General features: G+C 74.3%; 21 protein-coding genes and 1 pseudogene. 11 read left to right on the forward strand and 11 right to left on the reverse strand.

Annotated features, from left to right (window positions below):
• From ADK60_RS43155 to ADK60_RS08410, 3 genes and pseudogenes are all read right to left on the reverse strand, one after another.
• Nucleotides 1-116, reverse strand: a pseudogene (locus ADK60_RS43155) (ABC transporter ATP-binding protein); the annotation flags it as partial.
• Between the two features lie 204 nt (nucleotides 117-320).
• On the reverse strand, nucleotides 321-2,567 hold the full coding sequence (locus ADK60_RS08405) for a restriction endonuclease (protein ID WP_063783091.1): 2,247 nt from the start codon (nucleotides 2,565-2,567) through the stop codon (nucleotides 321-323).
• A 153-nt stretch (nucleotides 2,568-2,720) separates the two neighbouring features.
• Entirely contained in the window at nucleotides 2,721-3,404 is a 684-nt protein-coding gene (locus tag ADK60_RS08410; protein ID WP_053644543.1) for a hypothetical protein, read from the reverse strand.
• 119 nt (nucleotides 3,405-3,523) lie between these two features.
• On the opposite strand from ADK60_RS08410, the gene ADK60_RS08415 reads away from it, so the two are divergent.
• Nucleotides 3,524-4,438, forward strand: a complete 915-nt coding sequence (locus tag ADK60_RS08415) for a DUF2797 domain-containing protein (RefSeq protein WP_079008163.1) — start codon at nucleotides 3,524-3,526, stop codon at nucleotides 4,436-4,438.
• A 20-nt stretch (nucleotides 4,439-4,458) separates the two neighbouring features.
• On the opposite strand, the gene ADK60_RS08420 is transcribed toward ADK60_RS08415, so the two are convergent.
• The 4 genes from ADK60_RS08420 to ADK60_RS08435 all read right to left on the reverse strand — a co-directional run bounded on the left by ADK60_RS08420 (nucleotide 4,459) and on the right by ADK60_RS08435 (nucleotide 8,518).
• The gene (locus tag ADK60_RS08420; protein WP_053644547.1) at nucleotides 4,459-4,776 is read right to left on the reverse strand and encodes a hypothetical protein; all 318 of its coding nucleotides are present in this window, start codon (nucleotides 4,774-4,776) and stop codon (nucleotides 4,459-4,461) included.
• 315 nt (nucleotides 4,777-5,091) lie between these two features.
• The gene (locus ADK60_RS08425) at nucleotides 5,092-5,838 is read right to left on the reverse strand and encodes a succinate dehydrogenase/fumarate reductase iron-sulfur subunit (protein WP_045943618.1); all 747 of its coding nucleotides are present in this window, start codon (nucleotides 5,836-5,838) and stop codon (nucleotides 5,092-5,094) included.
• A complete protein-coding gene (locus ADK60_RS08430) occupies nucleotides 5,835-7,817 on the reverse strand; it encodes a fumarate reductase/succinate dehydrogenase flavoprotein subunit (protein WP_502687407.1) in 1,983 nt (660 codons plus the stop codon). The genes ADK60_RS08425 and ADK60_RS08430 overlap by 4 nt, the downstream gene beginning before the upstream one ends.
• A complete protein-coding gene (locus tag ADK60_RS08435; RefSeq protein WP_045943617.1) occupies nucleotides 7,814-8,518 on the reverse strand; it encodes a succinate dehydrogenase cytochrome b subunit in 705 nt (234 codons plus the stop codon). Before ADK60_RS08435 ends, ADK60_RS08430 begins: the two co-directional genes overlap by 4 nt.
• 84 nt (nucleotides 8,519-8,602) lie before the next feature.
• Between ADK60_RS08435 and ADK60_RS08440 the strand changes: the two genes are divergently transcribed.
• From ADK60_RS08440 to ADK60_RS08455, 4 genes are all read left to right on the forward strand, one after another.
• Nucleotides 8,603-9,526, forward strand: a complete 924-nt coding sequence (locus ADK60_RS08440; protein ID WP_045943616.1) for a LysR family transcriptional regulator — start codon at nucleotides 8,603-8,605, stop codon at nucleotides 9,524-9,526.
• Between the two features lie 213 nt (nucleotides 9,527-9,739).
• A complete protein-coding gene (locus ADK60_RS08445) occupies nucleotides 9,740-11,746 on the forward strand; it encodes a serine/threonine-protein kinase (protein WP_053644549.1) in 2,007 nt (668 codons plus the stop codon).
• Between the two features lie 89 nt (nucleotides 11,747-11,835).
• On the forward strand, nucleotides 11,836-12,819 hold the full coding sequence (locus ADK60_RS08450; protein WP_053644551.1) for a hypothetical protein: 984 nt from the start codon (nucleotides 11,836-11,838) through the stop codon (nucleotides 12,817-12,819).
• A 211-nt stretch (nucleotides 12,820-13,030) separates the two neighbouring features.
• The gene (locus ADK60_RS08455; protein WP_079008164.1) at nucleotides 13,031-14,404 is read left to right on the forward strand and encodes a M64 family metallopeptidase; all 1,374 of its coding nucleotides are present in this window, start codon (nucleotides 13,031-13,033) and stop codon (nucleotides 14,402-14,404) included.
• Nucleotides 14,405-14,473: 69 nt separating this feature from the next.
• Here ADK60_RS08455 and ADK60_RS08460 read toward each other — a convergent pair whose 3' ends face one another.
• On the reverse strand, nucleotides 14,474-14,965 hold the full coding sequence (locus ADK60_RS08460) for a glutathione peroxidase (protein ID WP_053644553.1): 492 nt from the start codon (nucleotides 14,963-14,965) through the stop codon (nucleotides 14,474-14,476).
• Nucleotides 14,966-15,213: 248 nt separating this feature from the next.
• On the opposite strand from ADK60_RS08460, the gene ADK60_RS08465 reads away from it, so the two are divergent.
• The gene (locus ADK60_RS08465) at nucleotides 15,214-15,894 is read left to right on the forward strand and encodes a hypothetical protein (protein WP_053644556.1); all 681 of its coding nucleotides are present in this window, start codon (nucleotides 15,214-15,216) and stop codon (nucleotides 15,892-15,894) included.
• Here ADK60_RS08465 and ADK60_RS08470 read toward each other — a convergent pair.
• Entirely contained in the window at nucleotides 15,857-16,360 is a 504-nt protein-coding gene (locus ADK60_RS08470; protein WP_079008167.1) for a pyridoxamine 5'-phosphate oxidase family protein, read from the reverse strand. The two genes, ADK60_RS08465 and ADK60_RS08470, sit on opposite strands and share 38 nt — an antisense overlap.
• 118 nt (nucleotides 16,361-16,478) lie before the next feature.
• Nucleotides 16,479-18,260 (reverse strand): glyoxylate carboligase, encoded by a 1,782-nt coding sequence (gcl, locus tag ADK60_RS08475; protein WP_079008165.1) that lies wholly within the window; start codon nucleotides 18,258-18,260, stop codon nucleotides 16,479-16,481.
• 834 nt (nucleotides 18,261-19,094) lie between these two features.
• Here gcl and ADK60_RS08480 point away from each other — a divergent pair.
• The 4 genes from ADK60_RS08480 (at nucleotide 19,095) to ADK60_RS08495 (ending at nucleotide 22,637) form a co-directional block, all read left to right on the forward strand.
• On the forward strand, nucleotides 19,095-20,606 hold the full coding sequence (locus tag ADK60_RS08480) for a SulP family inorganic anion transporter (RefSeq protein WP_053644560.1): 1,512 nt from the start codon (nucleotides 19,095-19,097) through the stop codon (nucleotides 20,604-20,606).
• Nucleotides 20,607-20,744: 138 nt separating this feature from the next.
• Complete coding sequence (locus ADK60_RS08485) at nucleotides 20,745-21,041, forward strand: MTH1187 family thiamine-binding protein (RefSeq protein WP_053644562.1); 297 nt, start codon at nucleotides 20,745-20,747, stop codon at nucleotides 21,039-21,041.
• A gap of 110 nt (nucleotides 21,042-21,151) precedes the next feature.
• The gene (locus ADK60_RS08490) at nucleotides 21,152-21,742 is read left to right on the forward strand and encodes a TetR/AcrR family transcriptional regulator (protein WP_053644564.1); all 591 of its coding nucleotides are present in this window, start codon (nucleotides 21,152-21,154) and stop codon (nucleotides 21,740-21,742) included.
• 124 nt (nucleotides 21,743-21,866) lie between these two features.
• Nucleotides 21,867-22,637, forward strand: a complete 771-nt coding sequence (locus ADK60_RS08495; RefSeq protein ID WP_053644566.1) for an SDR family NAD(P)-dependent oxidoreductase — start codon at nucleotides 21,867-21,869, stop codon at nucleotides 22,635-22,637.
• 28 nt (nucleotides 22,638-22,665) lie between these two features.
• Here the strand turns inward: ADK60_RS08495 and ADK60_RS08500 are convergent, their stop codons facing one another.
• A complete protein-coding gene (locus tag ADK60_RS08500) occupies nucleotides 22,666-22,947 on the reverse strand; it encodes a helix-turn-helix domain-containing protein (RefSeq protein ID WP_045941864.1) in 282 nt (93 codons plus the stop codon).
• An 87-nt stretch (nucleotides 22,948-23,034) separates the two neighbouring features.
• Between ADK60_RS08500 and map the strand changes: the two genes are divergently transcribed.
• Nucleotides 23,035-23,802, forward strand: a complete 768-nt coding sequence (gene map, locus ADK60_RS08505; protein ID WP_053644567.1) for a type I methionyl aminopeptidase — start codon at nucleotides 23,035-23,037, stop codon at nucleotides 23,800-23,802.
• Nucleotides 23,803-24,096 lie beyond the last annotated feature (294 nt).

Here is a 24,096-nt window from a genome sequence, read left to right on the forward strand (position 1 = left end):
ACGCTGACGTTGTCGAGGGCGACCACGCGGGTCTCGCCCTCCCCGTAGACCTTGTTCAGGCCGGTGGCGCGGGCGGCCGCCCGGCCGGTACGGACGGCGGTTGCGGACATCGTCACGAGGGTCTCCTGGGGAATGCGAGGGAAAGCGGAAGCAAAATCGGATGATCGTCTTCCCTTCCATTCTCGCCACCGGCCCGTACCCGAATGGTCGCTCCCGGGTACAGGCTCCCCCCGCCGACCCGGCGGCCCGGCGGGGGCTCCTCTCCTCCTCGGGTATGACAGCGGCTCCTCAGTCAGGCGCAGGACCGGCCCCGGGCCCGGCTACTCGACCGCCACGCCCCAGCGCACCGCGAGACCGGCCAGACCGCCCGGCACCGGTGTCCCGCTCGGCGCGAACTGCCAGACACCTCCGCGGCGTTGGAAGGATCCGACGACCATCGCGCTCTCCGGCACCCCGCCGGTCCCCGGCTCCCACCGGGCCGGCCCGGCCACGTCGGGGCCGAAGGCGCCGGTCAGCGCCAGCCCGTGCACATATCCGAGCGGCAGCGTCGGCGGTTCCTCCTCCTCGGTGGACACCGCCACCACCACCTCGTCCACCGCCGGGGCGAGCCGGGCGGTGTCCAGGGTGAGTTCGGCCCGGCGGACCGGTTCGCCCGGCACCGAGCGGGTGGGGTGCAGTCGGACGGCGCCGTCCGGGTCCTGCGGATTGTTGAAGAACACGAAGTGCTCGTCGCCCAGCACCCGGCCGCCCGCGCACAGGAACGCCGAGACGTCCAGCTCGACCGGGTCCCCGCCGGCCGTGCGGCTGCCCCAGGAGAGGGCCACGGTGCTGGTGGCGCCCACGGTGCCGGCCGCGGCGCTGTCGGGCCCGCTCCGTCCCGCGGCCCCGCCGTTCGCGCCGCCGCCCTCCGAGCCGCTCCCGCTGCCGTTCCTGTTCGCGGTGCCGCTGCCGCTGCCGTTCCCGCTGCTGTTCGCCCCGCCGCCCGCCGTCCGCTCCCCGAGGCGCCCGCGCAGGCCCTGCTCGGCCAGCAGCTCCACCAGCTCGGGACCGCTCACCAGGGTCAGTGGCTTGTTGCGGATGTACTCGTACGAACCCGGCCCGAACCCGGCCGTGGTCACCAGGATGCCCTTGATCGCACCGTGGTGGCGGACCGTGGAGTCGAGGTCCCGCACCGCCGTGGGGGAGACCGTCGAGCGGTAGCGCTTGGCCTGGATGACGATCCGTCCGCCGGTCACCGGATCGAGGTCCTCGGCGACCACGTCCACCCCGGCGTCCCCGCTGCGGGCCGTGGTCATCACCCGGAAGCCGCGCAGCCGGAACAGCTCCGCGATCAGCTCCTCGAACTCGATCGGGTCCATCTCGAAGAGGTCCGGATCGTCCTCGCCGCCCTGCCCCGCCACACTGCCGCCGACCGTCTCCGGCAGCCGGTCCGGCCGCACCTCGTCCAGCCGCTCGGGACGCGCGGACAGCACCCCGCCCAGCCCCTGGAAGCACTCCACGGCCGCCACCCGGTCCAGCGTCAGTCCGGCGAACTCGGCCCGGTCCACCGTCACCGTGGTCAGGAAGCGCTCCGCCTCCCGGCCCGTCGCCGGGTCGATGCCGCGGACGAAGCCGTTCAGCACCACCGAGGCCAGCAGCCCGTCCCCGTCCGCCCGGTACAGCTCGGTGACCACCCGCAGCGCGCTCTGCGCCAGCACCTCCCGGTAGAGCGCCTTGCGCTCGGTCGCCGGGCGGGCCACCTCGGCCTCCCGGTCGTCCGTCTTCACGTACCGCACCCGGCCGGTCGCCGGGACCACGTCCGGGCCCGGCAGCTCCCAGTTCACCACCAGCTGGCGGCTGCTCGCCTCCCAGGCCGCCACCAGCCGGTGCGGGAAGCCCTCCGGCCAGCCCGCCGAGGCGTACAGCACGGCGGAGAAGTACTCCTGCACCGCCTCCGCCTCGCCGGACCGCAGCCGGCGCAGCGACTCCTCGGTCCGGGCGGCGCGCTCCTCGTCCTCCCGGCGGAACCTGGCCACCCACTCCAGGTACTGCCCGTGGTACTCGCCCAGCCGCCGCTGCCGCTCTGCCTCGGCCGCCTGCGCCGCGTACCAGTCCTGCTCGAACCGGGCCCGCGCCTGCGCCACGTACTGCTCGTACCGCTGCCGCACCCCCGGATTGCGGGCCTGCGCCTGGTCCGGCGGCGGCACCTGGTACTGCGCCTGGTCCGGCATCGGCACCGGCTCGCCCAGCCGCCCCGGTTCGAACGGCGGCACCGGGCGCGGGGCCAGCAGACTCTGCGCCCGGAACGCCGGACGGTCCAGACCGGCCGCCAGCAGACCCCGCAACTCCTCCACCCGGCCGTCGAGTTCGGCCGTCCGCCGGGCGGCCTCGGCCTCCCTGGACTGCTGGTACGACCGCTGCGCCTCCCGCTCGGTGCGGGCCGCCGCCTTCTGCGCCTCGCGCTGCTCGCGCTCCCACCGGCGCTGCTCGGCGGCCTGGGCGCGCCAGCGCGCCTCCTCCCGGCGCTGCTCCTGCCGCTGCGCCTCCGCCCAGACCGCCAGCACCCCGTTGTTCCGCCGCCCCGCCACGTCCACCCCTTCGCTCCACGCCGCTCCGGCCCGGCGCCCGCCTCCCGGCCGCGCCACCGCCCGCGCCCGCCACAATAGAACGTGCACCGGGGGAGCGCGCAAAGGGCCCGCGACCTGCGGCGTCGCCCGGGGGCGAGCGGGGGTGAGCGGGCGTCAGGCCGCGGCGGGGGCGGTCGGCGCGTCCGCGTACCAGCGCCACTCGCCCCGGCGCGGGCGGCCGGGGAGGGCCAGGCGGCCGGTCGCCCACAGCAGGGTCGGCCAGGGACCGGCGGCGTCGGGCCGGACGTCCGGGAACAGCCGGGCCAGGGTGCGGGCGCAGACTTCGGCCGGCGGCTCCCAGGGCAGGCCGAGGCCCTCGGCCACGTCGTGCAGGTGCACCAGGGTCTCCACCAGGCTCATCGCGACGAAACCGGCCGGGTCGGCCAGGCCCCAGGGGTGGAAGGCCCGGACCTCCGGCCCCCTGGTGCGGGCGATCGAGACCATCAGCCCGCCGCTCGCGGCCAGCACCTCCACCAGCGCCGCCGGTCCGCCCTCCCGTTCGGCGAGGACGAAGTTGTTCGGGCCGCCGGGGTGGGCCCGTTGGGCCACGAACGGCACGTAGCGGTCCTGCGGCGGGTCCTCGGGGCCGAGCTGGGCGGCGTAGGCGAGCAGGTCGTCCGCCAGGTGCTCGACGGTGCTCCAGCAGTCCCAGGTGATGCCGCCGGCCGGCCGGGACCAGTCGGTGCCGGCGGGGGCGGCGCGCAGGGTGTCCACGGCGAGCCGGAGCACGGCGGCGAGGTCGTCCGGGGTCACGGGGCCGGGCGGGACGGGGGCGGGCACGGTGTCGGTGGTGGTCATACGGCGACGCTACCGCCCCCGGGCCGGGCCCGGGACCCGGGCCGACCCGGGGACCCGGCGGACCCTGTCGGTGCCACCCGGTAGCCTCGACAGTTCGGGCGACGCGGGCGAGGTCGAGGGTGAGCGGGACGGACGGGTGGGTCTCCACCGGATTGGCGTGGCGGGACGGCCGGGCGGTGCTGAGCGCCGTCCACGGCCACCGCACGCACGAGCGCGAGGTGGTGCCCGGCACCGAGGTCGGCTGGCGGCTGGGCGGACCGCGCCGCTGCATCGGCGCCCTGCTGGTCGGCCGGGACGAGCGCACGCCGTGCCCGCACCGGGCCGGGATCGCGCCGGACGGCGGCGCCGTGCAGTGCCCGCCCTGCCAGAGCGTGGACCGCGGCCTGGCGCTGGCCCGGGACCAGATCCTCGACGACGGCCGCACCTACCGGCTCTATCTCGCCTGGTTCGGCGAGGGCCTGCTGAAGGTCGGCCTGACCGCCGAGCAGCGCGGCACCAGCCGACTGCTCGAACAGGGCGCGCTCGCCTGGACCTTCGCCGCCCGGGGCGCCCTGCCCGCCGTCCGCCGGGCCGAACTCACCGTCTCCGCCGCCGGGTTGGCCCGGGAGCGGTTCAAGGTCCGGGCCAAGGTGGAGCACTGGTGGGAGCACGGTGACGCCGCCCACCGCCGGGCCGTGCTGACCGACGCCCGCGCCCGCGCGCACGACCTGCTGCACGGCCACGAGCTGGAACTGCTGCCCGGCCACCCGGTGGTCGACCAGGTCGGGCTCTTCGGCCTGACCGGTGGCGCCCCCGCCGTCTACCACGCGGTCGAGGGCCTGGCGGACGGCGCGGTGGTGGCCGGACGGCTGCGCGCGCCGATCGGCCGGCACCTGCTGCTGGACCGGCCGGACGGCGACCCGCCGCTGCTCCTGGACACCCGTCTGCTGACCGGCTGGACCCTCACCCCGGCGCCCGGCCGGCCGCCGTCCGGTCTGGCACTGCTCCCCAGGGCGCGGCCGGAGGCTCCGGACACCCAGGAGGCGCTGTTCTGAGCGGGGCTCGGCGGCCTCCGCTACGCCAGCTTGCTGCGCACCGCGCCCGGCCCGGAACGGGCCCGCCGCGAGACCGGCGGCCGCGACGGCCGGACGTCCGGACGGCTGCCCGCCGCCTCCTCCGGGGTGCCGCCTGCGCGGGCGTTCCCGGCCCGCGCGGCCTTGGCCGTCGCCAGGGCGACCCGCGCCAGCAGCGGGTCCTCCCGGACCCCCGCCGCCCGCTTCGCCGTCTGGCAGTGGGTGCACCAGACCGGCGAGGCCGGCCCGTCGGGGTACACCATCGCCTCCGGCGGCAGGTAGTGGCTACCGCACTCGACGCATTCGAAGACCAGCCTCATCCGACGATCACCGTCCCGGATCCGTGGCACCGACCGCATGGCGACCAGAAGGTGTGGATCTTCGGCACCATGCTCCCTTCCTCGTCCAGTTCGACCGTGGCTTCGGTCTTCTGGGTCCCCCCGGACCCGCCGCACCCGGAGCAGGCCTGAACCTCGGGCATATGCATTCCTCCTCGGCGCGGGGACCACCGTAGCGCGAAATCCGAGGAGCCAGTAACGATCCTGACGAACAGTCGAAGAAGCGGGGCGCGCACGAGCACCACGCGCGCCCCGCTTCGGCCCGGGGAGGGCCGTCCTCGCGGACCGCCCCGGGGGTCAGCGGCCCCCGCGCAGCGAACTGCGCAGATACTCCCGGTTCATGGCGGCGATGCTCGGCAGCGGGATGCCCTTGGGGCAGGCCGTCGCGCACTCACCGGTGTTGGTGCAGCCGCCGAAGCCCTCGGCGTCCATCGCCTCCACCATGTTCCGCACCCGGGAGGCGCGTTCGGGCGCGCCCTGCGGCAGCACGTTCAGGTGGACCACCTTGGCCGAGGTGAACAGCATCGCCGAGCCGTTGGGGCAGGCCGCCACGCACGCCCCGCAGCCGATGCACTCGGCGTGCTCGAACGCGGTGTCGGCGGCCTCCTTGGGGACGGGCGTGGCGTGGGCGTCGGGCGCGCTGCCGGTCGGGGCGGTGATGTACCCGCCGGCACCGATGATCCGGTCGAAGGCGGACCGGTCCACCACCAGGTCCTTGACCACCGGGAACGCCGCCGCCCGCCACGGCTCGACGTCGATGGTGTCGCCGTCCTCGAAGTGCCGCATGTGCAACTGGCAGGTGGTGGTGCGCTCGGGGCCGTGCGCCCGGCCGTTGATGACCATGCCGCAGGCGCCGCAGATCCCCTCGCGGCAGTCGTGGTCGAAGGCGACGGGGGTGTCGCCGCGCAGGATCAGCTCCTCGTTGAGGGTGTCCAGCATCTCCAGGAAGGACATGTCGGGGCTGATCCCGCCGACCTGGTAGGTGGTCATCGAGCCGGGCGTGTCGGGGCCCGCCTGGCGCCAGATCCTGAGGGTGAGGTTCACGCGTAGCTCCGCTGGGTGGGGTGGACGTACTCGAAGTCGAGGTGCTCGCGGTGCAGCACGGGCGCCCGGCCGGTGCCGGTGAACTCCCAGGCGGCGGCGTAGGAGAACTCCTCGTCCCGCCGGGCCGCCTCGCCCTCCGGGGTCTGGCTCTCGGTGCGGAAGTGGCCGCCGCAGGACTCGGCGCGGTGCAGCGCGTCCAGGCACATCAGCTCGGCCAGCTCGAAGTGGTCGACCAGCCGGTTGGCCTTCTCCAGCGCCTGGTTGAGCTCCTGCCCGGTGCCGGGCACCTTGATCCGGCGCCAGAACTCCTCCCGCAGGGCCGGGATCCGCTCCAGCGCGCGGCGCAGCCCGGCCTCGTCGCGGGCCATCCCGCACTCGTCCCAGAGCAGTTCGCCGAGCTCGCGGTGGAAGGAGTCGGGGGTGCGGTCGCCGTCCACCGCGAGGATGAGGTTCAGCCGGTCCGCCACCTCGGCCTCGACCGAGGCGATCTCCTCGTGGTCGGCCGGGACGGCGGGCAGCGGCTCCCGGGCCAGGTAGTCGTTGAGCACCGGCGGCAGCACGAAGTAGCCGTCCGCGAGGCCCTGCATCAGCGCGCTGGCGCCGAGCCGGTTGGCGCCGTGGTCGGAGAAGTTGGCCTCGCCGATCGCGAACAGGCCCGGCACGGTGGTCTGCAGGTCGTAGTCGACCCAGAGCCCGCCCATCGTGTAGTGGATCGCCGGGTAGATCCGCATCGGCACCCGGTACGGGTCCTCGGCGGTGATCCGCTCGTACATCTCGAACAGGTTGCCGTACTTGGCCTCCACCGCGTCCCGGCCCAGCCGGCGGACGGCGTCGGCGAAGTCCAGGTAGACGCCCTGCCCGCCGGGCCCGACGCCGCGGCCCTCGTCGCAGACGTTCTTGGCGGCCCGGGAGGCGATGTCGCGCGGCACCAGGTTGCCGAAGGACGGGTAGATCCGCTCCAGGTAGTAGTCCCGCTCCTGCTCCGGGATCTCGTCCGGCGGCCGGGTGTCGCCCTTGGCCTTCGGCACCCAGATCCGCCCGTCGTTGCGCAGCGACTCGCTCATCAGCGTCAGCTTGGACTGGTGGTCGCCGGAGCGCGGGATGCAGGTCGGGTGGATCTGGGTGAAGCACGGGTTGGCGAAGTACGCGCCGCGCCGGTGCGCCCGCCAGATCGCGGTGGCGTTGGAGTTCTTGGCGTTGGTGGAGAGGTAGAAGACGTTGCCGTAGCCGCCGGAGGCGAGCACCACGGCGTCGGCGGTATAGCTGGAGATCTCGCCGGTGACCAGGTCACGGGCGACGATCCCGCGCGCCCGGCCGTCGATCACCAGCAGGTCGAGCATCTCGGTGCGGGCGTGCAGCTCCACGTTGCCGGCCGCGATCTGCCGGGACAGCGCCTGGTAGGCGCCGAGCAGCAGCTGCTGGCCGGTCTGGCCGCGGGCGTAGAAGGTCCGGGAGACCTGGACGCCGCCGAACGAGCGGGTGTCCAGCAGGCCGCCGTACTCCCGGGCGAACGGCACGCCCTGGGCCACGCACTGGTCGATGATCTCCACCGACACCTGGGCCAGCCGGTGCACATTGGACTCGCGGGCGCGGAAGTCGCCGCCCTTGACGGTGTCGTAGAACAGCCGGCGGACGGAGTCGCCGTCGTTGCGGTAGTTCTTGGCGGCGTTGATGCCGCCCTGGGCGGCGATCGAGTGGGCCCGCCGGGGCGAGTCCTGGAAGCAGAACTGGACCACGTGGTAGCCCTGTTCGGCGAGGGTGGCGCCGGCCGCGCCGCCTGCCAGGCCGGTGCCGACCACGATCACGGTGTGCTTGCGCCGGTTCGCCGGGTTGACCAGCTTGGCCTCGAACCGCCGCTGGTCCCAGCGCTGTTCGATCGGCCCCTGGGGGGCTCGGGTGTCGGCGATCGGCTCGCCGACGCTGTAGTCCGGGTAGGCGCTGGGGTCCGGGTACACATTGCGCTCCGGGGACGCGTTCACTTCACCACTCCGGTCATCACGGCGACGGGGACGGACAGGAAGCCCGCGGTCAGCAGCAGCGCCAGCCCGTTGGCGGTCAGCTTCAGCGCCCGGTCCCGGCGGGCGTTGTTGGCGCCGAGGGTCTGCGCGGCGCTCCAGAACCCGTGCCGGACGTGCAGGCCGACGGCGAGCATCGCCAGGATGTAGATCACGCAGGAGTACCAGTTCCCGAAGGAGGCCACGATGTTCTGGTACGGCCTGCCGTGCTCGGCGTTGGGGTTCACGGTCAGGGTGGTCAGGTCGAGGATGTGCCATACGATGAACAGCGCCAGGATCACCCCGCCCCAGCGCATCGTCCGGGTCGCGTAGCTCGCCCGCCGCCGCTGGTGGGCGTACTTGCTCGGCCGGGCGGCGAGGTCCCGCCGGCTCAGCTGGAACGCGGCCACGCCGTGCAGCACGACGGCGGCCAGCAGACCGGCCCGGGCGATCCAGAGGAACCACTCGTGGCCGAGGAACGGCTGGCCGAGGGTGCGCAGCCAGGCCGCGTAGCCGTTGAGGTCGTCCGGGCCGAAGAAGACCTTGAGGTTGCCCAGCATGTGCGCGACCAGGTACAGCAGCATCGCCAGTCCGCTGACGGCCATGACCGCCTTCTTGCCGACGGTCGACCGCCAGAGGGTCGCCAGGGTGGACGGATGCCGGGCCGTCCGGGACGCGGTTGTCATGGCGCCAACGGTAGGGACGGCAGTCAGGGTGCGTCCAAGACATGATGCGGCTCGTGACGATAGGTCCTGCCTATGCTGGGAGCTGTGCAACTCCAGCAGCTCCGATATTTCCTCGCCGTCGCCGAAACCCGCCACTTCACCCGCGCGGCCGAGGCGGAACTTGTCGCCCAGCCGTCACTATCGCAACAGATCCGCGCCCTGGAGCGGGAGTTGGGCGCCGAGCTGTTCCACCGGACCCGGGGCAACATCGCCCTCACCGACGCCGGGGACGCCCTGCTGCCGCTCGCCCGCCGCATCCTCGCCGACACCGAGAGTGCCCGGCTCGCCGTGCAGGAGACCGTCCAGCTGCGCCGCGGCCGGGTGCGGCTGGGGGCGCCGCCGAGCCTGTGCACCAGCCTGGTGCCGGACGTCCTGCGGGTGTTCCGCGACCGCTACCCGGGGGTGGCGCTGATGGTGCGGGAGGGCGGCTCGCGGGACCTCGTGCGCTCCCTGGCGGCGGGGGAGCTGGACCTCGCGCTGATCATCACCCCGCCCAGCGGCGAGGCCGTACCGGCGCTGGCCGTCACCGAGCTGCTGCACGAGGAGTTGGTGCTGGTGACGGCCGAGCCGCAGGCCCGCCGCACGGTGCGGGTGGCGGAGCTCGGGAAGCGGCCGCTGGTGATGTTCCGGGAGGGCTACGACCTGCGGGAGGCGACGCTGGCGGCCTGTCGGGCGGCGGGCTTCGAGCCCGAGTTCGCGGTGGAGGGCGGGGAGATGGACGCGGTGCTGGGCTTCGTCCGGGCCGGGCTCGGGCCCGCCGTGCTGCCCGGGATGGTCGCCGACCGCTCGGGTCTCGCCGTGGCCCACTTCGCCGGTCCCGGCCTCGGCCGCACCATCGCGGTCGCCCACGGCCACGAGGTGCCGCCGACCCGGGCGGCGGAGGCGCTGCGGGCGACCCTGCTGGCGCACCTGCGCGACGCGGCCCGCACCGGCGGGCTGCCGCCGGGCACCAGGCTGCTGCTCGGCTGAACGCGCCCCCCTTCGCGCCCCTCTGCGCCCTCTTCGCGCTGCTTCGTACGGGCGGATGGTTGGCACGGTGTGCGAAGCACCCGAATCGTGATCCAGGAGCGCCTTCGGCCCGGAACCCGCTGCTCACCGGCCGCGTCCCTGGCAGCGTCGGCGTTGCCGTAAGGTGCGTCGCCGCAGAGCCGAGCGGGCCGTGAACGGGGAGAGCACGAAGCGATGGACAACCGGAAGCAGCGGGACCACAGACCGGCCGGGGGCCGCACCGCCCCCGCCGCGGGGAACACCCCGGAGCCCGCGGACGAGCGGCCCTGGGAACTCCCCGAGTACGTCCACGAGCGCGAGCTCGGCGCCGGCGCGAGCGGCCGGGTGGTGCTCGCCCGGCACCGCGCGACCGGCACACCCGTGGCGGTCAAGTACCTGCACAGCACGGCCGGCACCGCCGCGCTGCGGGCCGAGGCCGAAGTCCTGGCCGGACTCGACTCCCCGCACGTCACCCGGCTCTACGAGTACGTCGAGGGCGAGCGCGGCGCGGCCATCGTGATGGAACTGGTGGACGGCATCGCCCTGCGCGAGCTGCTCCGCGCGGAGGGGGCCACCACCCCGGAGGCGGCCCTGGTGGTCCTGAAGGGCTCGCTGCTCGGCCTGGCCGCCGCGCACGGCGCCGGGGTGGTGCACCGGGACTACAAACCCGCCAACGTGCTGGTGGACACCACCGGGACGTCCAAGCTGGTGGACTTCGGGATCGCGGTGCCGAGCGGGGACGAGCGCGACGTCTCCGGCACCCCCGCCTACATGCCGCCCGAGCAGTGGGCCGGTCGGCCCGCCTCCCCGGCGGGCGACGTCTACGCCGCGACCGTCACCTTCTTCGAGTGCCTCACCGGCGCCCGCCCCTACGGCGGCACGACCTTCGCCGAACTCGCCGTCCAGCACACCGAGGCCCCGATCCCGGCCGAACTGACGCCGGACCCGGTCCGCCCGCTGATCCTCTCCGGCCTCGCCAAGGACCCCGGGGCCCGCCCGGACAGCGCGACCGCGCTGCTGGCGGAGCTGGAGGCGGTCGCGGCGGCCGGGTACGGACCGGGGTGGGAGGAGAAGGGGCGGCTCGACCTGACGGCCCTGGTCGCCCTGCTCGCGCTGCTGCTGCCCGGCGCGGGCGTCGCGGCCGGCGGCACCTCGCTGGCCCACACCGCGCTTGGCGGCGGCGGAGCCCCGGGCGGACAGGCGGCGATCGGACAGACCGCGGCCGGGCAGGCTGCGACCGGTGGCGCGACCGGCCCGGCCGCGGTGGTCCGGGAGACGCTGGTCCACCGGGAGAGGCCGGTCCGCCGGGGGGTGCGGCTCGGCACCCGCGGCAAGGCCCTCGTCGGCGTCGCGGCCGGCGCGGTGACCCTCGCCACCATCGCCGGGATGGCCATGGCCGGGGCTGCCGACGGCGGCGCCCGCACCGTCGTCGGGGGCCCCGCCCCGGAGGCAACCACCAGCCTCGGCGCACCGGACCCGACGGGCACCGCATCGCCCGCCGAGAGCGAGGGCGGGGACACCCCGGGCCCGGAGGCGACCACCCCGTCCGGCCCGCCCTCCTCGGGTGCGCCGTCCTCGGGCCCGAGCAGTCCGGGGGCCGCCCCCACCGCGACGCCGACCGGCCGGACGCCCTCGGGCACCCGGCCCGGGTCCGCGCCGCCCGGCACCGGTCTGCCGCCGGTGCCGCCCGGCACCGTCGCCCCGCCGCCGTCGGGTCCGGTCCCGCCGGGAACCGTCGCGCCGGGAACCGTCGCGCCGCCGGTGTCGACCGTCCCGCCCGTGACGGTCCCGCCACCCGTCGTTCCCAGCGCCACGCCGTCGCCGTCCGTGACCGTCGGCCCGGTCCGGCCCACCCTGACGATCGCCCCGGCTCTCCTCACGGTGAGCTCGGTGAACCTGGATTCGCTGTCCTGCGCCGGGCGCTGGAGCACCACCGCGGCGGTCACGGTGGTCGCCCAGGGCGCGGGCAGCGGCACGCTGACGCTGACCTGGTACCACAGCTCCGGCGGTCGGACGGTCGACGTCGGGACCGACACGGTGGCGGTCCGGGAAGGTCGCGCCACGGTGACCAGGACGCACGACTTCACCTCGGCCGACACCTTCCCGACCTGGGGCGTACGGGTCGGTACCGGCCCGGCGGCCGCGAAGCCGGGCCGGACCTCGGCCGAGGTGGCCGCCTACCTCTGCGACCCGCCGCGCTGACCCCGCCGGGCCCGACGGCGCGCCGGCCCACGGCCCCGAACACCCCGCCCCCGCCTCCACCCGTCTCCGTCCCGCTCCCTGGAGAAGCCATGACCACGCCCCGACCCGACTCCGACCCGGCCCCGGTGCCGGCCGCGGCCGCGACCGGCGATGCCGACCGGACCGTCCGACTCGCCCCGGCCGCGGCCGGCGGTACGGAGACCGTCCGGCTCGGGTCCGGGTCGGCCGCTGTCGGGCCGAACGGGTCGGACAAGCCGGAGGGGTCGAACGGGTCGGACAAGCCGGACGGGCCCGCCACCGGTGGCCCGGACGCCGAGGCCACCGTGCGGATCGACGCGAACGAGGCCATGAGCGCGACCTTCCTCGACCCCGGGGTCTGGGGCGGCGCCGGGGAGACGGTGGAGGAGCTCACGCTGCGGGACACCCCGGCGCACGGCACCGCCGCCCCGGCCGCCTCCGCCTCCGCCCCGGCCGACCCAGCCCCCGCCTCCGCCCCGACCGGTGCCGCGCCGCCGTCCGCACCGGCCGCCCCGTCGGCATCGGCCACGCCCTCCGCCATCGACAGCGAGGACGAACGACCGCTCGCCCCGGGCGAGTTGCGCCGCTTCGGCCCCGGCGTCCCGCCGCTGGCCGCCGCCGTCTGGCACGGCGCGGCCGTCCCGGGAGCCGAGCCGCCGCGCCGTCGCCGGGCATGGCGTTGGCTGCTCCCGCTGGTGCTGCTGCTGGCCGTCCTGGCGCTGCTGTTCTGGCGTTTCGCCACGCCCGTCCTCGCGGTCACCGGTGTCGGCGTCACCACCGACCCGGCCGGCCCCGGCTGCGACTCGGTGGCGGTGGTCAAGGCTGAGGTGGAGACCAACGGTGGTGCCGGCACCCTCCGTTACCGCTGGCTGCGCAGCGACGGAACCACCTCGGGCGAGATCAGCCAGGACATCGGTTCCGGCGCCCAGCGCACCGAGTTGGTGCTCCGGTGGAGCTTCGAAGGCCGGGGCTCGCTCGCGGCCACCGCGACCCTGGAGATCCTCGCGCCCGGCTCCCGCACCGCCGCGGTCTCGTTCCCCTACCACTGCGCCTGACCCCGTGGGCCTGCCGGAGCGGGCGGTGCCCGGCCGGGGTCTGAACCGTTCGTGCGGAGTCGGCCGTATCCACCGGTGAGGTGGCGGCCGGAGGTGTCGCAGCGTCAGCCCGGCTTATCCCCAACCGGGTTGGCGGCGGCGGGCGACGGTGCGTCGCGTCCCGGAGTCGCGCCTCGCCGCTCGTGCCGCCCATCGATGTCGGAGAAATCCTTTGCGCAACAGCAGGTTCACCTCGCTCCTCCTGGCCGGAGCCACGGCGTCGGCGGCCCTCACCGTCGTCGCCGGTCCGGCCGTCGCCGCTCCGTCCGACCAGGCTGCCGTCGCAGCGACGTCCGACCCCACCGGCGTCACCGGCCCCTCCGACCCGGACGGCCTCCCCGCCTTCCCGGGGGAGCAGGACGTCGAGGTGTTCGCCGAGGACGGCGCGATCAGCCGGGCCAGGGTCCCCGCGGCCTCGCCCTTCGTCGCCGAGCCGTCCATGAGCGCGGCCGCCGCCGGGGACGGTGCGGTCACGAAGATCGTCAACAACGGGAGCACGGACAGCAAGCTGGACGTGGTGCTGATCGGCGACGGCTACACGGCGGCGGAGCAGGAGAAGTTCCGCAAGGACGCCGCCGCGAAGTGGAAGGACATCAGCGCCGTCCAGCCCTACGCCGCCTACCGCAAGCTGTTCAACGTGTGGGCCGTGGGCGCCGTCTCCGCGCAGTCGGGGGTGTCCGGCGACCCGAAGCAGAGCACTGTCCGCACCACCGCCCTCGGCTCCCGGTTCTGGTGCAACTCGGTCGAACGGCTGCTGTGCGTGGACATCAAGGCCGTTGACGCCTACGCCGCCAAGGCCCCGCAGGCGGACCTGGTGATCGTCGTCGCCAACACCGCCAAGTACGGCGGCGCCGGCTACGGCAGCACCCGGTCGCCGCTCGGGTACGAGGGCATCGCCACCGTGGCGGGCGGCAACGCCGCGTCCGGCCAGATCGCGGTGCACGAGACCGGCCACTCGCTGGGCAAGCTCGCGGACGAGTACGTCGCCGAGGACCAGGGGCCCTACCAGGGCGCCGAGCCCCCGCAGCCCAACCTCACCACCCTGAGCGCCGACCGGATGCGCAAGGACAAGGCCAAGTGGTACCGCTGGCTCGGAAAGACCTCGCCCGACGGCGGCACCGTCGGCGCCTACCAGGGCGGCGGGAACCACCCGTCGGGCCTCAACCGGCCGACCGACAACTCCGTGATGCGCTCGCTCGGCCGCGAGTTCAACCTTCCCGGCCGCGAGGCGATGATCGCCGGCTTCTACCGGCACGCCTCCACCCTCACCAGCGCCACGCCCACCACGACCAAGCTGACCGCGACCGACCGTCTCACCGTCGACCTCCCCGTCTCCGGCACCAAGCTGCGCTGGTACCTCGACGGCAAGGAGGTGACGGCCCTGCGCGACCGCAGGACGATCGCCGTCTCCGACCTCGGCCCCACCGGCCCCAAGCCCGCGGCGCACGAGCTCAAGGCCGTCGCGAACGACCCCACGTCGGCCGTCGTCGACCCGGCCCTGACCCCGGCGCTGACCCGCGCCCTGGTCTGGAGCGTCACCCGCTGACCGGAGGGCGGTACCACCGGGTGGATCGGTGGTACCGCCCGGTCCGCCCGTCGGCGCGGGCGGTGCGCGTCAGACGGTCGGCAGTACGGCCTCGATCGCGGCGACGACCTCGTCCGCCTCCGGCTCGGTGCGCGGCCGGATCCGGGCGGCCACGGTGCCGTCCGGCGAGATCAGGAACTTCTCGAAGTTCCAGGAGACGTCCCCGGCCTTGCCCTCGGCGTCGGCGGTCTCGGTCAGCCGCGCGTACAGCGGGTGCCGGTCGTCGCCGTTCACATCGGTCTTCTCGAACAGCGGGAAGGTCACGCCGTAGGTGGTGGAGCAGAAGGTCTGGATCTCCTCGGCGCTGCCCGGCTCCTGCCCGGCGAACTGGTTGGACGGGAAGCCCAGCACGGTGAAGCCGCGCCCGGCGAACCGCTCCTGGAGCCGCTCCAGGCCGGCGTACTGCGGGGTCAGGCCGCACTTGGAGGCGACGTTGACGATCAGCAGCGCCTTGCCCTTGTAGTCGGCCAGCGAGGCGGCCTCGCCGGTCAGCGTGCGCAGCGGGATGTCGTACAGGCTCACGGTTGGTCCCCTTAGGAGGAGGAGTGGGTGACAACGGGCGGTGCTCGTCGGGAACGGTAGTCCTTCCCGCCTGCTCAACCACCATTGGCGGTCTGGTGTTCCGGCCCCGATCCGGTCCCCGTCCGGCCCCGATCCGGTCCCCGTCCGGCCCCGGTCCGGGCCGGACGGCCGGTCGGAAATATCCGATGATCATGTGGTTTGATATCCGCTGCTGATCTTCAGGGGAAGAACGAAACGGGGGCACCACGATGGACAAGTCGAAGCGGCGCGGGCGGAATCTCGCACTGGCGGCGACGATCGCCGCGCTGGCACTGGGCACGGCCGCATGCGGTTCCGACAGCGGCAGCGGGTCGGCGTTCCAGGCGAAGGTGGTGCTGTCGGAGCCGGACCAGGTGCGGGACGCCCTGCCGAGCGAGACCTCGCTCCCCTCCGGCTGGAAGCGCTCCTCCGGGGCGAAGCCGCCGCAGGCCGTCACGCAGGCCGACGCCTCCGCCACCTGCCGGAAGAAGCTGAAGGCCGACTGCCTCGGCCTCCAGCTGGGCGGCAACGTCCGGTACAAGTCGGAGTCCAGCACCTCCAACGACATCCGGCTCACCCTGCTGACCTTCGACAAGCCGGAGAACGCCGGTCCGGTCTTCGAGGCGATGGTGGCCTCCTTCGCCGAGGAGGAGGGCGCCGCGCGCAAGGTCGACGTGAAGACCGCCGCCGAGCAGTCGCAGGCCTTCGAGAAGGAGATCGAGCAGGACGGGGATTCGGGCCAGCCCGCGACCAAGATCCTGGCCGGCACCCTGGTGATGCGGGTCGGCGCCGTCGTGTCGTTGATCGAGCTGGACGAGGACGAGCGCGACCACAAGACGTTGAAGCGGTTCGGCGATGTCCAGGCGGAGCGGATCAAGCGGGTCCAGCGGGGCCAGAAGGCGGACGGCTGACACCCTCCGAGGCTGTCGGAGGGGCTTCCCGGAGCTGCTCGGCGATCGCGGTGAAGTCGGCGCTCAGCCACCGCTCGGGCCGCATCCGGACGGCCACGTCGGCCACCAGTTGCTCGGCGGTGGCGGCCAGGTAGGACCGGACGGTGGCGGGCGGCAGGTAGCGGTGGGCGAGGGCGGCCCGTTCGTCCGGGTCGATCCGGTCCTCGATCGCCACCACCGGCCCGGCCACGCTCACGTACCGGCAGGGCGGCTGCTCCTGCTGCACGCAGAGCGTGAAGCGGCCCGCCGCCCGGATCCGCCGCGTCTTGACGGAGTCCCGACCGGTGAGCACCGTGACCAGGCCGCCGGGGCGGTAGGCGTACCAGACCGGTACGGCCAGCGGCGCCCCGCCCGCCCCGGTGCCGTCCACGGCGAGGACGCCGACGTGCACGCCGGCCAGGAAGCGCTCGCGTTCGGTGCTGCTCATCGCGAAGGACACGGTGTCGGCCTCCCGGCGGGAAGGCCCGCGCGCCGCAGTGGCGCGCGGGCGTTCCGTGGTACGTACCCGTACGGCCTCGGCGTGAAAACCCGCCGCCGGGGGTGCGTCAGAGCGCGAGCGGGCGGATCGCCGTCGGGGCGTGCTCCGGGAGGGTGGCGACCTCCTCCCACTCCATCACCTTGTCGATGTCGGCCGCGCCCATCGAGATGTTGGTGACCCGCTCCAGGATCGCCTCGACCACGACCGGCACCCGGAACTCGGCGGCCAGCTTCTTGGCCTCCTCGAAGGCCGGCAGCAGCCCCTCCGGCTCGGTGACCCGGATCGCCTTGCACCCCAGGCCCTCGGCGACCCGGACGTGGTCCACGCCGTAGACGCCCAGCTCCGGCGCGTTGATGTTCTCGAACTCCAGCTTGACCTGGAAGTCGATGTCGAAGTTCCGCTGCGCCTGCCGGATCAGCCCCAGGTAGGAGTTGTTGACCAGCACGTGGACGTACGGGATCCGGTGCTGCGCCCCGACCGCCAGCTCCTCGATCATGAACTGGAAGTCGTAGTCGCCGGAGAGCGCCACGACCTGGCCCTCGGGATCGGCGGTCGCGACGCCGAGCGCGGCCGGGATGGTCCAGCCGAGCGGGCCGGCCTGGCCGCAGTTGATCCAGTGCCGCGGCTTGTAGACGTGCAGCAGCTGCGCGCCGGCGATCTGGGAGAGGCCGATGGTGGTGACGTAGCGGGTCTCCGGGCCGAAGGCCCTGTTCATCTCCTCGTAGACCCGCTGCGGCTTGAGCGGCACGTTGTCGAAGTGGGTGCGGCGCTGGAGCCGGGCCCGGCGCTCCTGGGTGGACGCGGCCCACTCGGTGCGGTTCTTGAGGGTGCCGGCGGCCTTGAGCTCCCGGGCGACCTCGACGAAGAGCTCCAGCGCGGCGCGGGCGTCGGAGGCGATGCCGAGCGCGGGGGCGAAGATCTTCCCGATCTGGGTGGGCTCGATGTCGACGTGGACGAAGGTCCGGCCCTCGGTGTAGACGTCCAGGCCGCCGGTGTGGCGGTTGGCCCAGCGGTTGCCGATGCCGAGCACGAAGTCGGAGGCGAGGAAGTTCTCGTTGCCGTACCGGTGCGAGGTCTGCAGGCCGACCATGCCGGCGTTCAGCGGGTGGTCGTCCGGGACGATGCCCCAGCCCATCAGCGTCGGCACCACCGGGACGCCGGTCAGCTCGGCGAACTCCAGCAGCAGCCCGGCGGCGTCGGCGTTGATCACGCCGCCGCCGGCCACGATCAGCGGCCGCTCGGACTGCTGGAGCAGCGCGATCGCCTTCTCGATCTGGATCCGGTTGGCGGTGGGCCGGTAGACCGGCAGCGGCTGGTAGGCCTCCGGGTCGAAGTCGATCTCGGTGAGCTGGACGTCGATCGGCAGGTCGACGAGCACCGGGCCGGGGCGGCCCGAGCGCATCAGGTGGAAGGCCTGCTGGATCACACCGGGGACCTGCGCGGCCTCCAGCACGGTGGTGGCGGCCTTGGTGACCGGCTTGGCGATCGAGGCGATGTCGACGGCCTGGAAGTCCTCCTTGTGGAGGCGGGCGACCGGGGCCTGGCCGGTGATGCACAGGATCGGGATCGAGTCGGCGATGGCCGAGTAGAGCCCGGTGATCATGTCGGTGCCGGCCGGCCCGGAGGTGCCGATGCAGACGCCGATGTTGCCCGCGGCGGCGCGGGTGTAGCCCTCGGCCATGTGCGAGGCGCCCTCGACGTGGCGGGCCAGCGTGTGCCGGATGCCGCCGGAGGCCTTGAGGGCGGCGTAGAAGGGGTTGATGGCCGCGCCCGGCACGCCGAAGGCGACGTCGACGCCTTCGAGCTTGAGGATCTCCACGGCCGCGCGGGCGGCTGTCATTCGGGGCATCGGGTCTCTCCTGCGTCGGCCCGCAGTGGGTCGGAGGGCTCATCTCCAGAATTCCACCATACGGAAGAACGGTTTCTGTATGTGGAATAAAAGTAGGACGGGGGTCGTCGGGGCGTCAAGGGGGCTTTCAACAGAATGTGGAACGTGCGGAGGGGTGGGATTGGCCGTTCATCTGCTCGACGGGCGAACGTGCGTACCTGCCATGACCTCGGATTTCGGCACGGTTGCGTTGAAGCCGTGCCGTTGAGGTGGAGGGACGGTGTGCGAGGTTGGCCGGCTCCGGGGCGCTGGGTACCGTCGGTCCCACGCCGGGCCCGTCATGGTTGCCATGTTCAACAAGGGGGCGCGGCAAGGGGGTCACGGGGGTCCGGGGCGGAGCGGGGGAGTTCCGGTCGCCGGTCCCGTTCCGGGGTCCGTCCGGGGTCCCGTCCAGCACACTCGCCGCGCCGGCCGTCCCGGTCCGCGCGTCCCGGCCGCCACCGGCAGTACCGCCGCCGACGGCAGGTCCGCCACCACCGGTGGCCCCGCCGTCGCCACAGCACCGCGCCATCGCCGCACCGCCGCCACCAGCAGCACACCGCAGCAACGCACCCGCTGCCGATGCGTCGCCCGCGACGCGCCGCCCCGCCGGGTGCGCGGAAGGAAGCTCCCCATGCCTCGACGATGTGCCCTGCCCACCTGTCCCGCCGCCGCCCCCGCTCCGCCTGCTGTCCTTCGGGCGGTGCGCCGGTGAACGGTCTGCCCCGACGGCGGAAGAGCCCGCCCGCCGCTCCGCACTCCCGTCCCCGCCTTGGCTCGCGTCCCCGCCTTGGCTCCCGTTCCCGGCGCGGCCCGGTGGCCGTGCTGCGCGCCGTGCCCTGGCGGTACGACCTCCCCGCCTCCCTGGTCGTCTTCCTGGTCGCCCTCCCGCTCTGCGTCGGCGTCGCCGTCGCCTCGGGGGTGCCCGCCGAACTCGGCCTGGTCACCGGCATCGTCGGCGGCCTGCTGGTCGGCGCGCTGCCCGGCAGCAGCCTCCAGGTCAGCGGCCCGGCCGCCGGCCTCACCGTGCTCGTCCACGAAGCCGTCCAGGAGTACGGCGCGGGCGCCCTCGGCGTCCTGGTGCTGCTCACCGGCCTGCTCCAACTCGCCATGGGAGCCCTGCGGTTGGGCCGCTGGTTCCGCGCCATGTCGGCGTCCGTGGTGCACGGCATGCTGGCCGGCATCGGCCTCACCCTGCTGCTCGGCCAGCTCTACGCGCTCGCCGACCGCCGGGCCCCCGGCACCGGACCGGAGAAGATCGCGGGCCTGCCCGCACTGCTGCGCGACGCCGTCACCGGGGCCGCCGACCGCGGCGCCCTGGCGCTCGGGGTCGCCACCCTGCTGGTGCTGGTGGCCTGGAAGTACCTGCCGCCCCGGCTCGCCCGGGCCGTGCCCGGCCCCCTGGCCGCGGTCGGCCTGGCCGCCGCCGTCACCGCGCTGTTCGACCTGCCGGTGGCCCGGGTCGAGGTGGCCGGGCTGCTCGACGTCGTCCAACTGCCCGACCACGCCGCGCTCGGCGCGCTGGCCACCACGGCCGGCGCCGGCACCGTCCTCGCCTTCACCCTGATCGCCTCCGCCGAGACGCTGTTCAGCGCGGCCGCCGTCGACCGGATGCACCACGGCCCGCGCACCGACTACGACCGCGAACTCACCGCCCAGGGCATCGGCAACGCCCTCTGCGGCCTGCTCGGCGCGCTCCCGATGACGGCGGTGATCGTCCGCAGCGCGACCAACGTCCAGGCCGGCGCCCGCACCAAGGCCTCGCGCGTCCTCCACGGCGGCTGGCTGCTGCTCTTCACGGCCCTGCTGCCGGGCGTGCTCGGCCTGGTCCCGCTGACCGCGCTGGCCGCCGTCCTGGTGCACGCGGGCGCCAAGCTCGTCCCGGTCCGGCGGATCGCCGCGCTCTGCCGCGAACACCGGGGGGAGGCGGCGGTGCTGGCCGTGACCGCCGTCTCGATCATCGCCACCGACCTGTTCGAGGGCGTGCTGATCGGCATCGGCCTGGCCGTCGCCAAGTCGGCCTGGCAGACCTCCCACCTGCAGATCGGCGTCGAGGAGCGGCCCGCCGCGCCCGGCGCGGAGGAGGCCCCGCTGCGGGTCGCCCCGCTGCGGGTCCGGCTGAGCGGCAACGCCACCTTCCTGCGGCTGCCCCGGCTGCTCGACACCCTCGAACGCCTCCCCGCGGACCGCCCGGTCGAACTCGACTGGTCCGGGCTGCGCCACCTGGACCACGCCTGCACCGTGGCGCTCACCACCTGGGCGGCCCAGCACCGTGCCCGCAGTACCGCCCCGCTGGCGGTCGACCCGCCGCTGCCGACCGTGGTCTGAGCGGCTCGTTAGGCTGGCCGCCCGGCGGTGGCCGGGGCCCGACCCGGGCCTCGGGGCTGTTCGGGGCTCGGGGTCGTCCGGGGCTCGGGGTCGTCCGGGGCTCGGGGTCGTCCGGGAATCGTGGGAGGAGACGGAGCCGTGATCGCTGCTTTTTCGGTCACCCCGCTGGGGGTCGGCGAGGACGTGGGGGAGGCGGTGGCCGCCGCCGTCCGGGTGGTCCGCGCGAGCGGGCTGCCGAACCGCACGGACGCGATGTTCACCAGCATCGAGGGGGAGTGGGACGAGGTGATGCCGGTGATCCGGGAGGCGATCGAGGCGGTGAAGGCCTACAGCAGCCGGATCAGCACCGTCATCAAGATCGACGACCGCGCCGGGGTGACCGACGGACTGACCAGCAAGGTCGCCACCGTGGAGCGCCACCTCGCCGAGGGCTGAGGCCCGGCGCCGGCCCGTCCCTCCCGGGGCCGGGCCGGCCGCCTTTCCTTCTCCCTTCTCCCCTTCTATCTTTCTTGACCGATCGATCTGGAATCGACTACCTTTCAGCTATGGCACGGACCAAGGAATTCGACCCCGACGCGGCGCTCCAGTCGGCCCTGGAGCTGTTCTGGCGGCGCGGCTACGAGGCCACCTCGATGGCCGAGCTGGTCGAGCACCTCGGGATCGCCCGGGCCAGCATCTACGCCACCTTCGGCAGCAAGCGGGAGCTCTACCTGCGGGCGCTGGAGCGGTACGGCCAGCAACAGCAGCCGGTGCTGCTGGCCGAGCTGTCGCAGCCCGGCCCGGTGCTGCCGGCCGTCCGGGCGCTGGTCCGCCGGTTCGCCGCCGAGTCCGCCGCGGACGGTGAGGACGGCCCGCACCGGGGCTGTTTCGTCACCAATACGGCGGTCGAACTGGCCCCGCACGACCAGGGCGCCGCCCGCCGGGTGGAGTCCAACCTGCTCCACCTGGAGACGGTGCTCGCCACGGCCCTGGTCCGCGCCCGTGCCCAGGGCGAGCTGCCCGAGGGGCGCGACCCGCAGGCGCTGGCCCGGATGCTGCTGGTGCTGTTCCAGGGCATGCGGGTGATCGGCAAGGCCGGTGAGGGCTCGGCCCGCCTGCGCGACGCCGCCGACCAGGCGCTCGTCCTGCTGGACTGACCGGCCCTTCTGCTTCCCTGCCCCTCCTCTCCGCTGCCCACTTTTGCCCCTTCTTCTGTCCCCATTCTGAACCGAACGGTCAATTTAGACCGGCTCATCCAGACCTTGATCGAGGAGTACTCCCATGTCCCGCAGCACCACCCGCTTCACCGGCAAGTCCGTCCTGGTCACCGGTGGCGGCAGCGGCATCGGCCGAGCCGTGGCCCTCGCCTTCGCCCGGGAGGGCGCCCGCGTCGCCGTCGCCGGCCGTACCGCGAGCGCCCTGGCCGAGACCGTCGCGCTGATCGAGCGGGACGGCGGCACCGCCGTGGCCCTGGTCGGCTCGGTCTCCGACTCCGCGGACGCCGCCCGCCTGGTCCGGGAGACCGTGGAGCACCTGGGAGCCCTGGACATCGCCGTCAACAACGCCGGCGTGCTCGGCGGCATAGCCCCGATCGCCGATGTGGCGGAGGAGGAGTGGCGGCGCGTCATCGACATCAACCTCAACGGCACCTGGTACGCGATGAAGCACCAGATCGCCCACCAGCGCGCCAACGGCGGCGGGGCGATCGTCAACATCGCCTCGAACCTGGGCACCCATGTCCGGCTGCCGAACCTCGGCGCCTACGCCGTCTCCAAGGCCGCCGTTGCCACCCTGACCCGCAGTGCCGCCCGCGACCACATCGCCGACGGCGTGCGGATCAACATGGTCAGCCCCGGCCCGGTCGACACCAGCATGTCCTCCCGCCCCGGCGAGAACGCCGCCGACAAGGCGGACCGGATGAAGGGCGACGTCCCGGTCGGCCGGGCCGGCGCCGTCGAGGAGGTCGCGGCCGCCGTCCTGCACCTCGCCTCCGAGGAGTCGGCCTTCACCGTCGGCGCCGACCTCGTCCTCGACGGCGGTATCACCGCCTGACCCCGGGACGCCGGCCCCGTCGACCGCCTCAGGCGGACAGCGCCTCGGCCTCGCTCCCGTCCGCGTCCGGAAGCGCGGCCGCGGCGGCCAGCTCGTCCAGCGACAGCCCCAGCGCGTACGCCAGCGCCACGACGGTGAAGAACGACGGGGTCGGCGCCCGTCCGGTCTCGATCTTGCGCAGCGTCTCGGCCGACACCCCGGCCGCCCCTGCCACCTCGACCATGCTGCGCCCGCCCCGCGCCTCGCGCAGCAGCACACCGAAGCGCTCGCCGCGCTCGCGTTCCCCGGGGGTCAGCGGAGTCCTCACCATGCCCCCGATGGTAGGCCACCCGCCGACGCCACTCGACCGTGATACAAATACCGGTATAAGAATTGGAGCTATGCCCGGAGGGGTCCCATGGTGGAGTTCAAGTCGGAGGCGGCGCTGGCCGCGATGCGGGAGTCGGGGCGAGTGGTCGCCACCGCGCTGGCGGAGGTCGAGCGGGCCGCCGGGGTCGGGGTGAGCCTGCGGGAACTCGACGAGGTGGCCCGGGAGGTACTGCGGAAGGCGGGGGCGACCTCGCCCTTCCTCGGCTACCGGCCGTCCTTCGCCCCGGTGCCCTTCCCGGCCGTCATCTGCGCCTCCGTCAACGACGCCGTCGTGCACGGCATCCCGACCGCCTACCGGCTGCGCGACGGGGACCTCGTGAGCATCGACTGCGGCGCCCTCCTGGACGGCTGGGCGGGCGACGCCGCCGTCAGCTTCACCGTCGGAACGCCCCGCCCCGAGGACCAGCGGCTGATCGACACCGCCCGCCGCGCCCTGGCGGCCGGCATCGCCGCCGCGGTCGTCGGCAACCGCACCGGCGACATCGCCCACGCCATCGGCACCGTCGCCCGCGGCGCGCGCTACGGCCTGCTGGAAGGCTACGGCGGCCACGGCATCGGCCGCCGCATGCACGAGGACCCCCACCTCCCCAACGAGGGCCGCCCCGGCCGCGGCTTCCCCCTGAAGCCGGGCCTGGTCCTCGCCATCGAACCGATGCTCATCGCCGGCGGCACCGACACCCACGCCACCGACCCCGACGGCTGGACCCTCCGCACCACCGACGGCACCCGCGCCGCCCACGTCGAACACACCGTCGCCATCACCCCCACCGGCCCCCGCATCCTCACCCTCCCCTGATTCGAGAGAACCGGAATCGAGCCGGACCGAGCCGGTGCCGGGTGGGTGTCGCCCGGGATCGGCCGTGCTCGGATGCGGCACCGGGACCACCGGTCGGGTGGCGGGGACCTTGGACTCTGGGTGGACTTGGGGAGGGGTGGGGAGGGAGGGGGTGCGGGCGGGCGTATGGGTTCGTCCGGGTCGGGTTGGGCGGAGGCTGATGTGAGCGGATTCGTCGTGGTCGGGGTGGATGGGTCTCCCGAGAGTCTGGCGGCGCTGGACTGGGCCGCGGAGGAGGCGGTGGGGGGCGGGGGG

This window comes from Streptomyces sp. XY431 (assembly GCF_001279805.1).
Taxonomy (GTDB): Bacteria; Actinomycetota; Actinomycetes; order Streptomycetales; family Streptomycetaceae; genus Kitasatospora; species Kitasatospora purpeofusca.

What these genes read in the sequence shown, in the direction of transcription:
- ADK60_RS08410 (WP_053644543.1), bottom strand. Translation starts at nt 3,404, where the DNA reads ATGACCACCACCGACACCGTGCCCGCCCCCGTCCCGCCCGGCCCCGTG.
- ADK60_RS08420 (WP_053644547.1), bottom strand. Translation starts at nt 4,776, where the DNA reads ATGAGGCTGGTCTTCGAATGCGTCGAGTGCGGTAGCCACTACCTGCCG.
- ADK60_RS08435 (WP_045943617.1), bottom strand. Translation starts at nt 8,518, where the DNA reads ATGACAACCGCGTCCCGGACGGCCCGGCATCCGTCCACCCTGGCGACC.
- ADK60_RS08445 (WP_053644549.1), top strand. Translation starts at nt 9,740, where the DNA reads ATGGACAACCGGAAGCAGCGGGACCACAGACCGGCCGGGGGCCGCACC.
- ADK60_RS08450 (WP_053644551.1), top strand. Translation starts at nt 11,836, where the DNA reads ATGACCACGCCCCGACCCGACTCCGACCCGGCCCCGGTGCCGGCCGCG.
- ADK60_RS08465 (WP_053644556.1), top strand. Translation starts at nt 15,214, where the DNA reads ATGGACAAGTCGAAGCGGCGCGGGCGGAATCTCGCACTGGCGGCGACG.
- ADK60_RS08470 (WP_079008167.1), bottom strand. Translation starts at nt 16,360, where the DNA reads ATGAGCAGCACCGAACGCGAGCGCTTCCTGGCCGGCGTGCACGTCGGC.
- gcl (WP_079008165.1), bottom strand. Translation starts at nt 18,260, where the DNA reads ATGCCCCGAATGACAGCCGCCCGCGCGGCCGTGGAGATCCTCAAGCTC.
- ADK60_RS08490 (WP_053644564.1), top strand. Translation starts at nt 21,152, where the DNA reads ATGGCACGGACCAAGGAATTCGACCCCGACGCGGCGCTCCAGTCGGCC.
- ADK60_RS08495 (WP_053644566.1), top strand. Translation starts at nt 21,867, where the DNA reads ATGTCCCGCAGCACCACCCGCTTCACCGGCAAGTCCGTCCTGGTCACC.
- ADK60_RS08500 (WP_045941864.1), bottom strand. Translation starts at nt 22,947, where the DNA reads ATGGTGAGGACTCCGCTGACCCCCGGGGAACGCGAGCGCGGCGAGCGC.
- map (WP_053644567.1), top strand. Translation starts at nt 23,035, where the DNA reads ATGGTGGAGTTCAAGTCGGAGGCGGCGCTGGCCGCGATGCGGGAGTCG.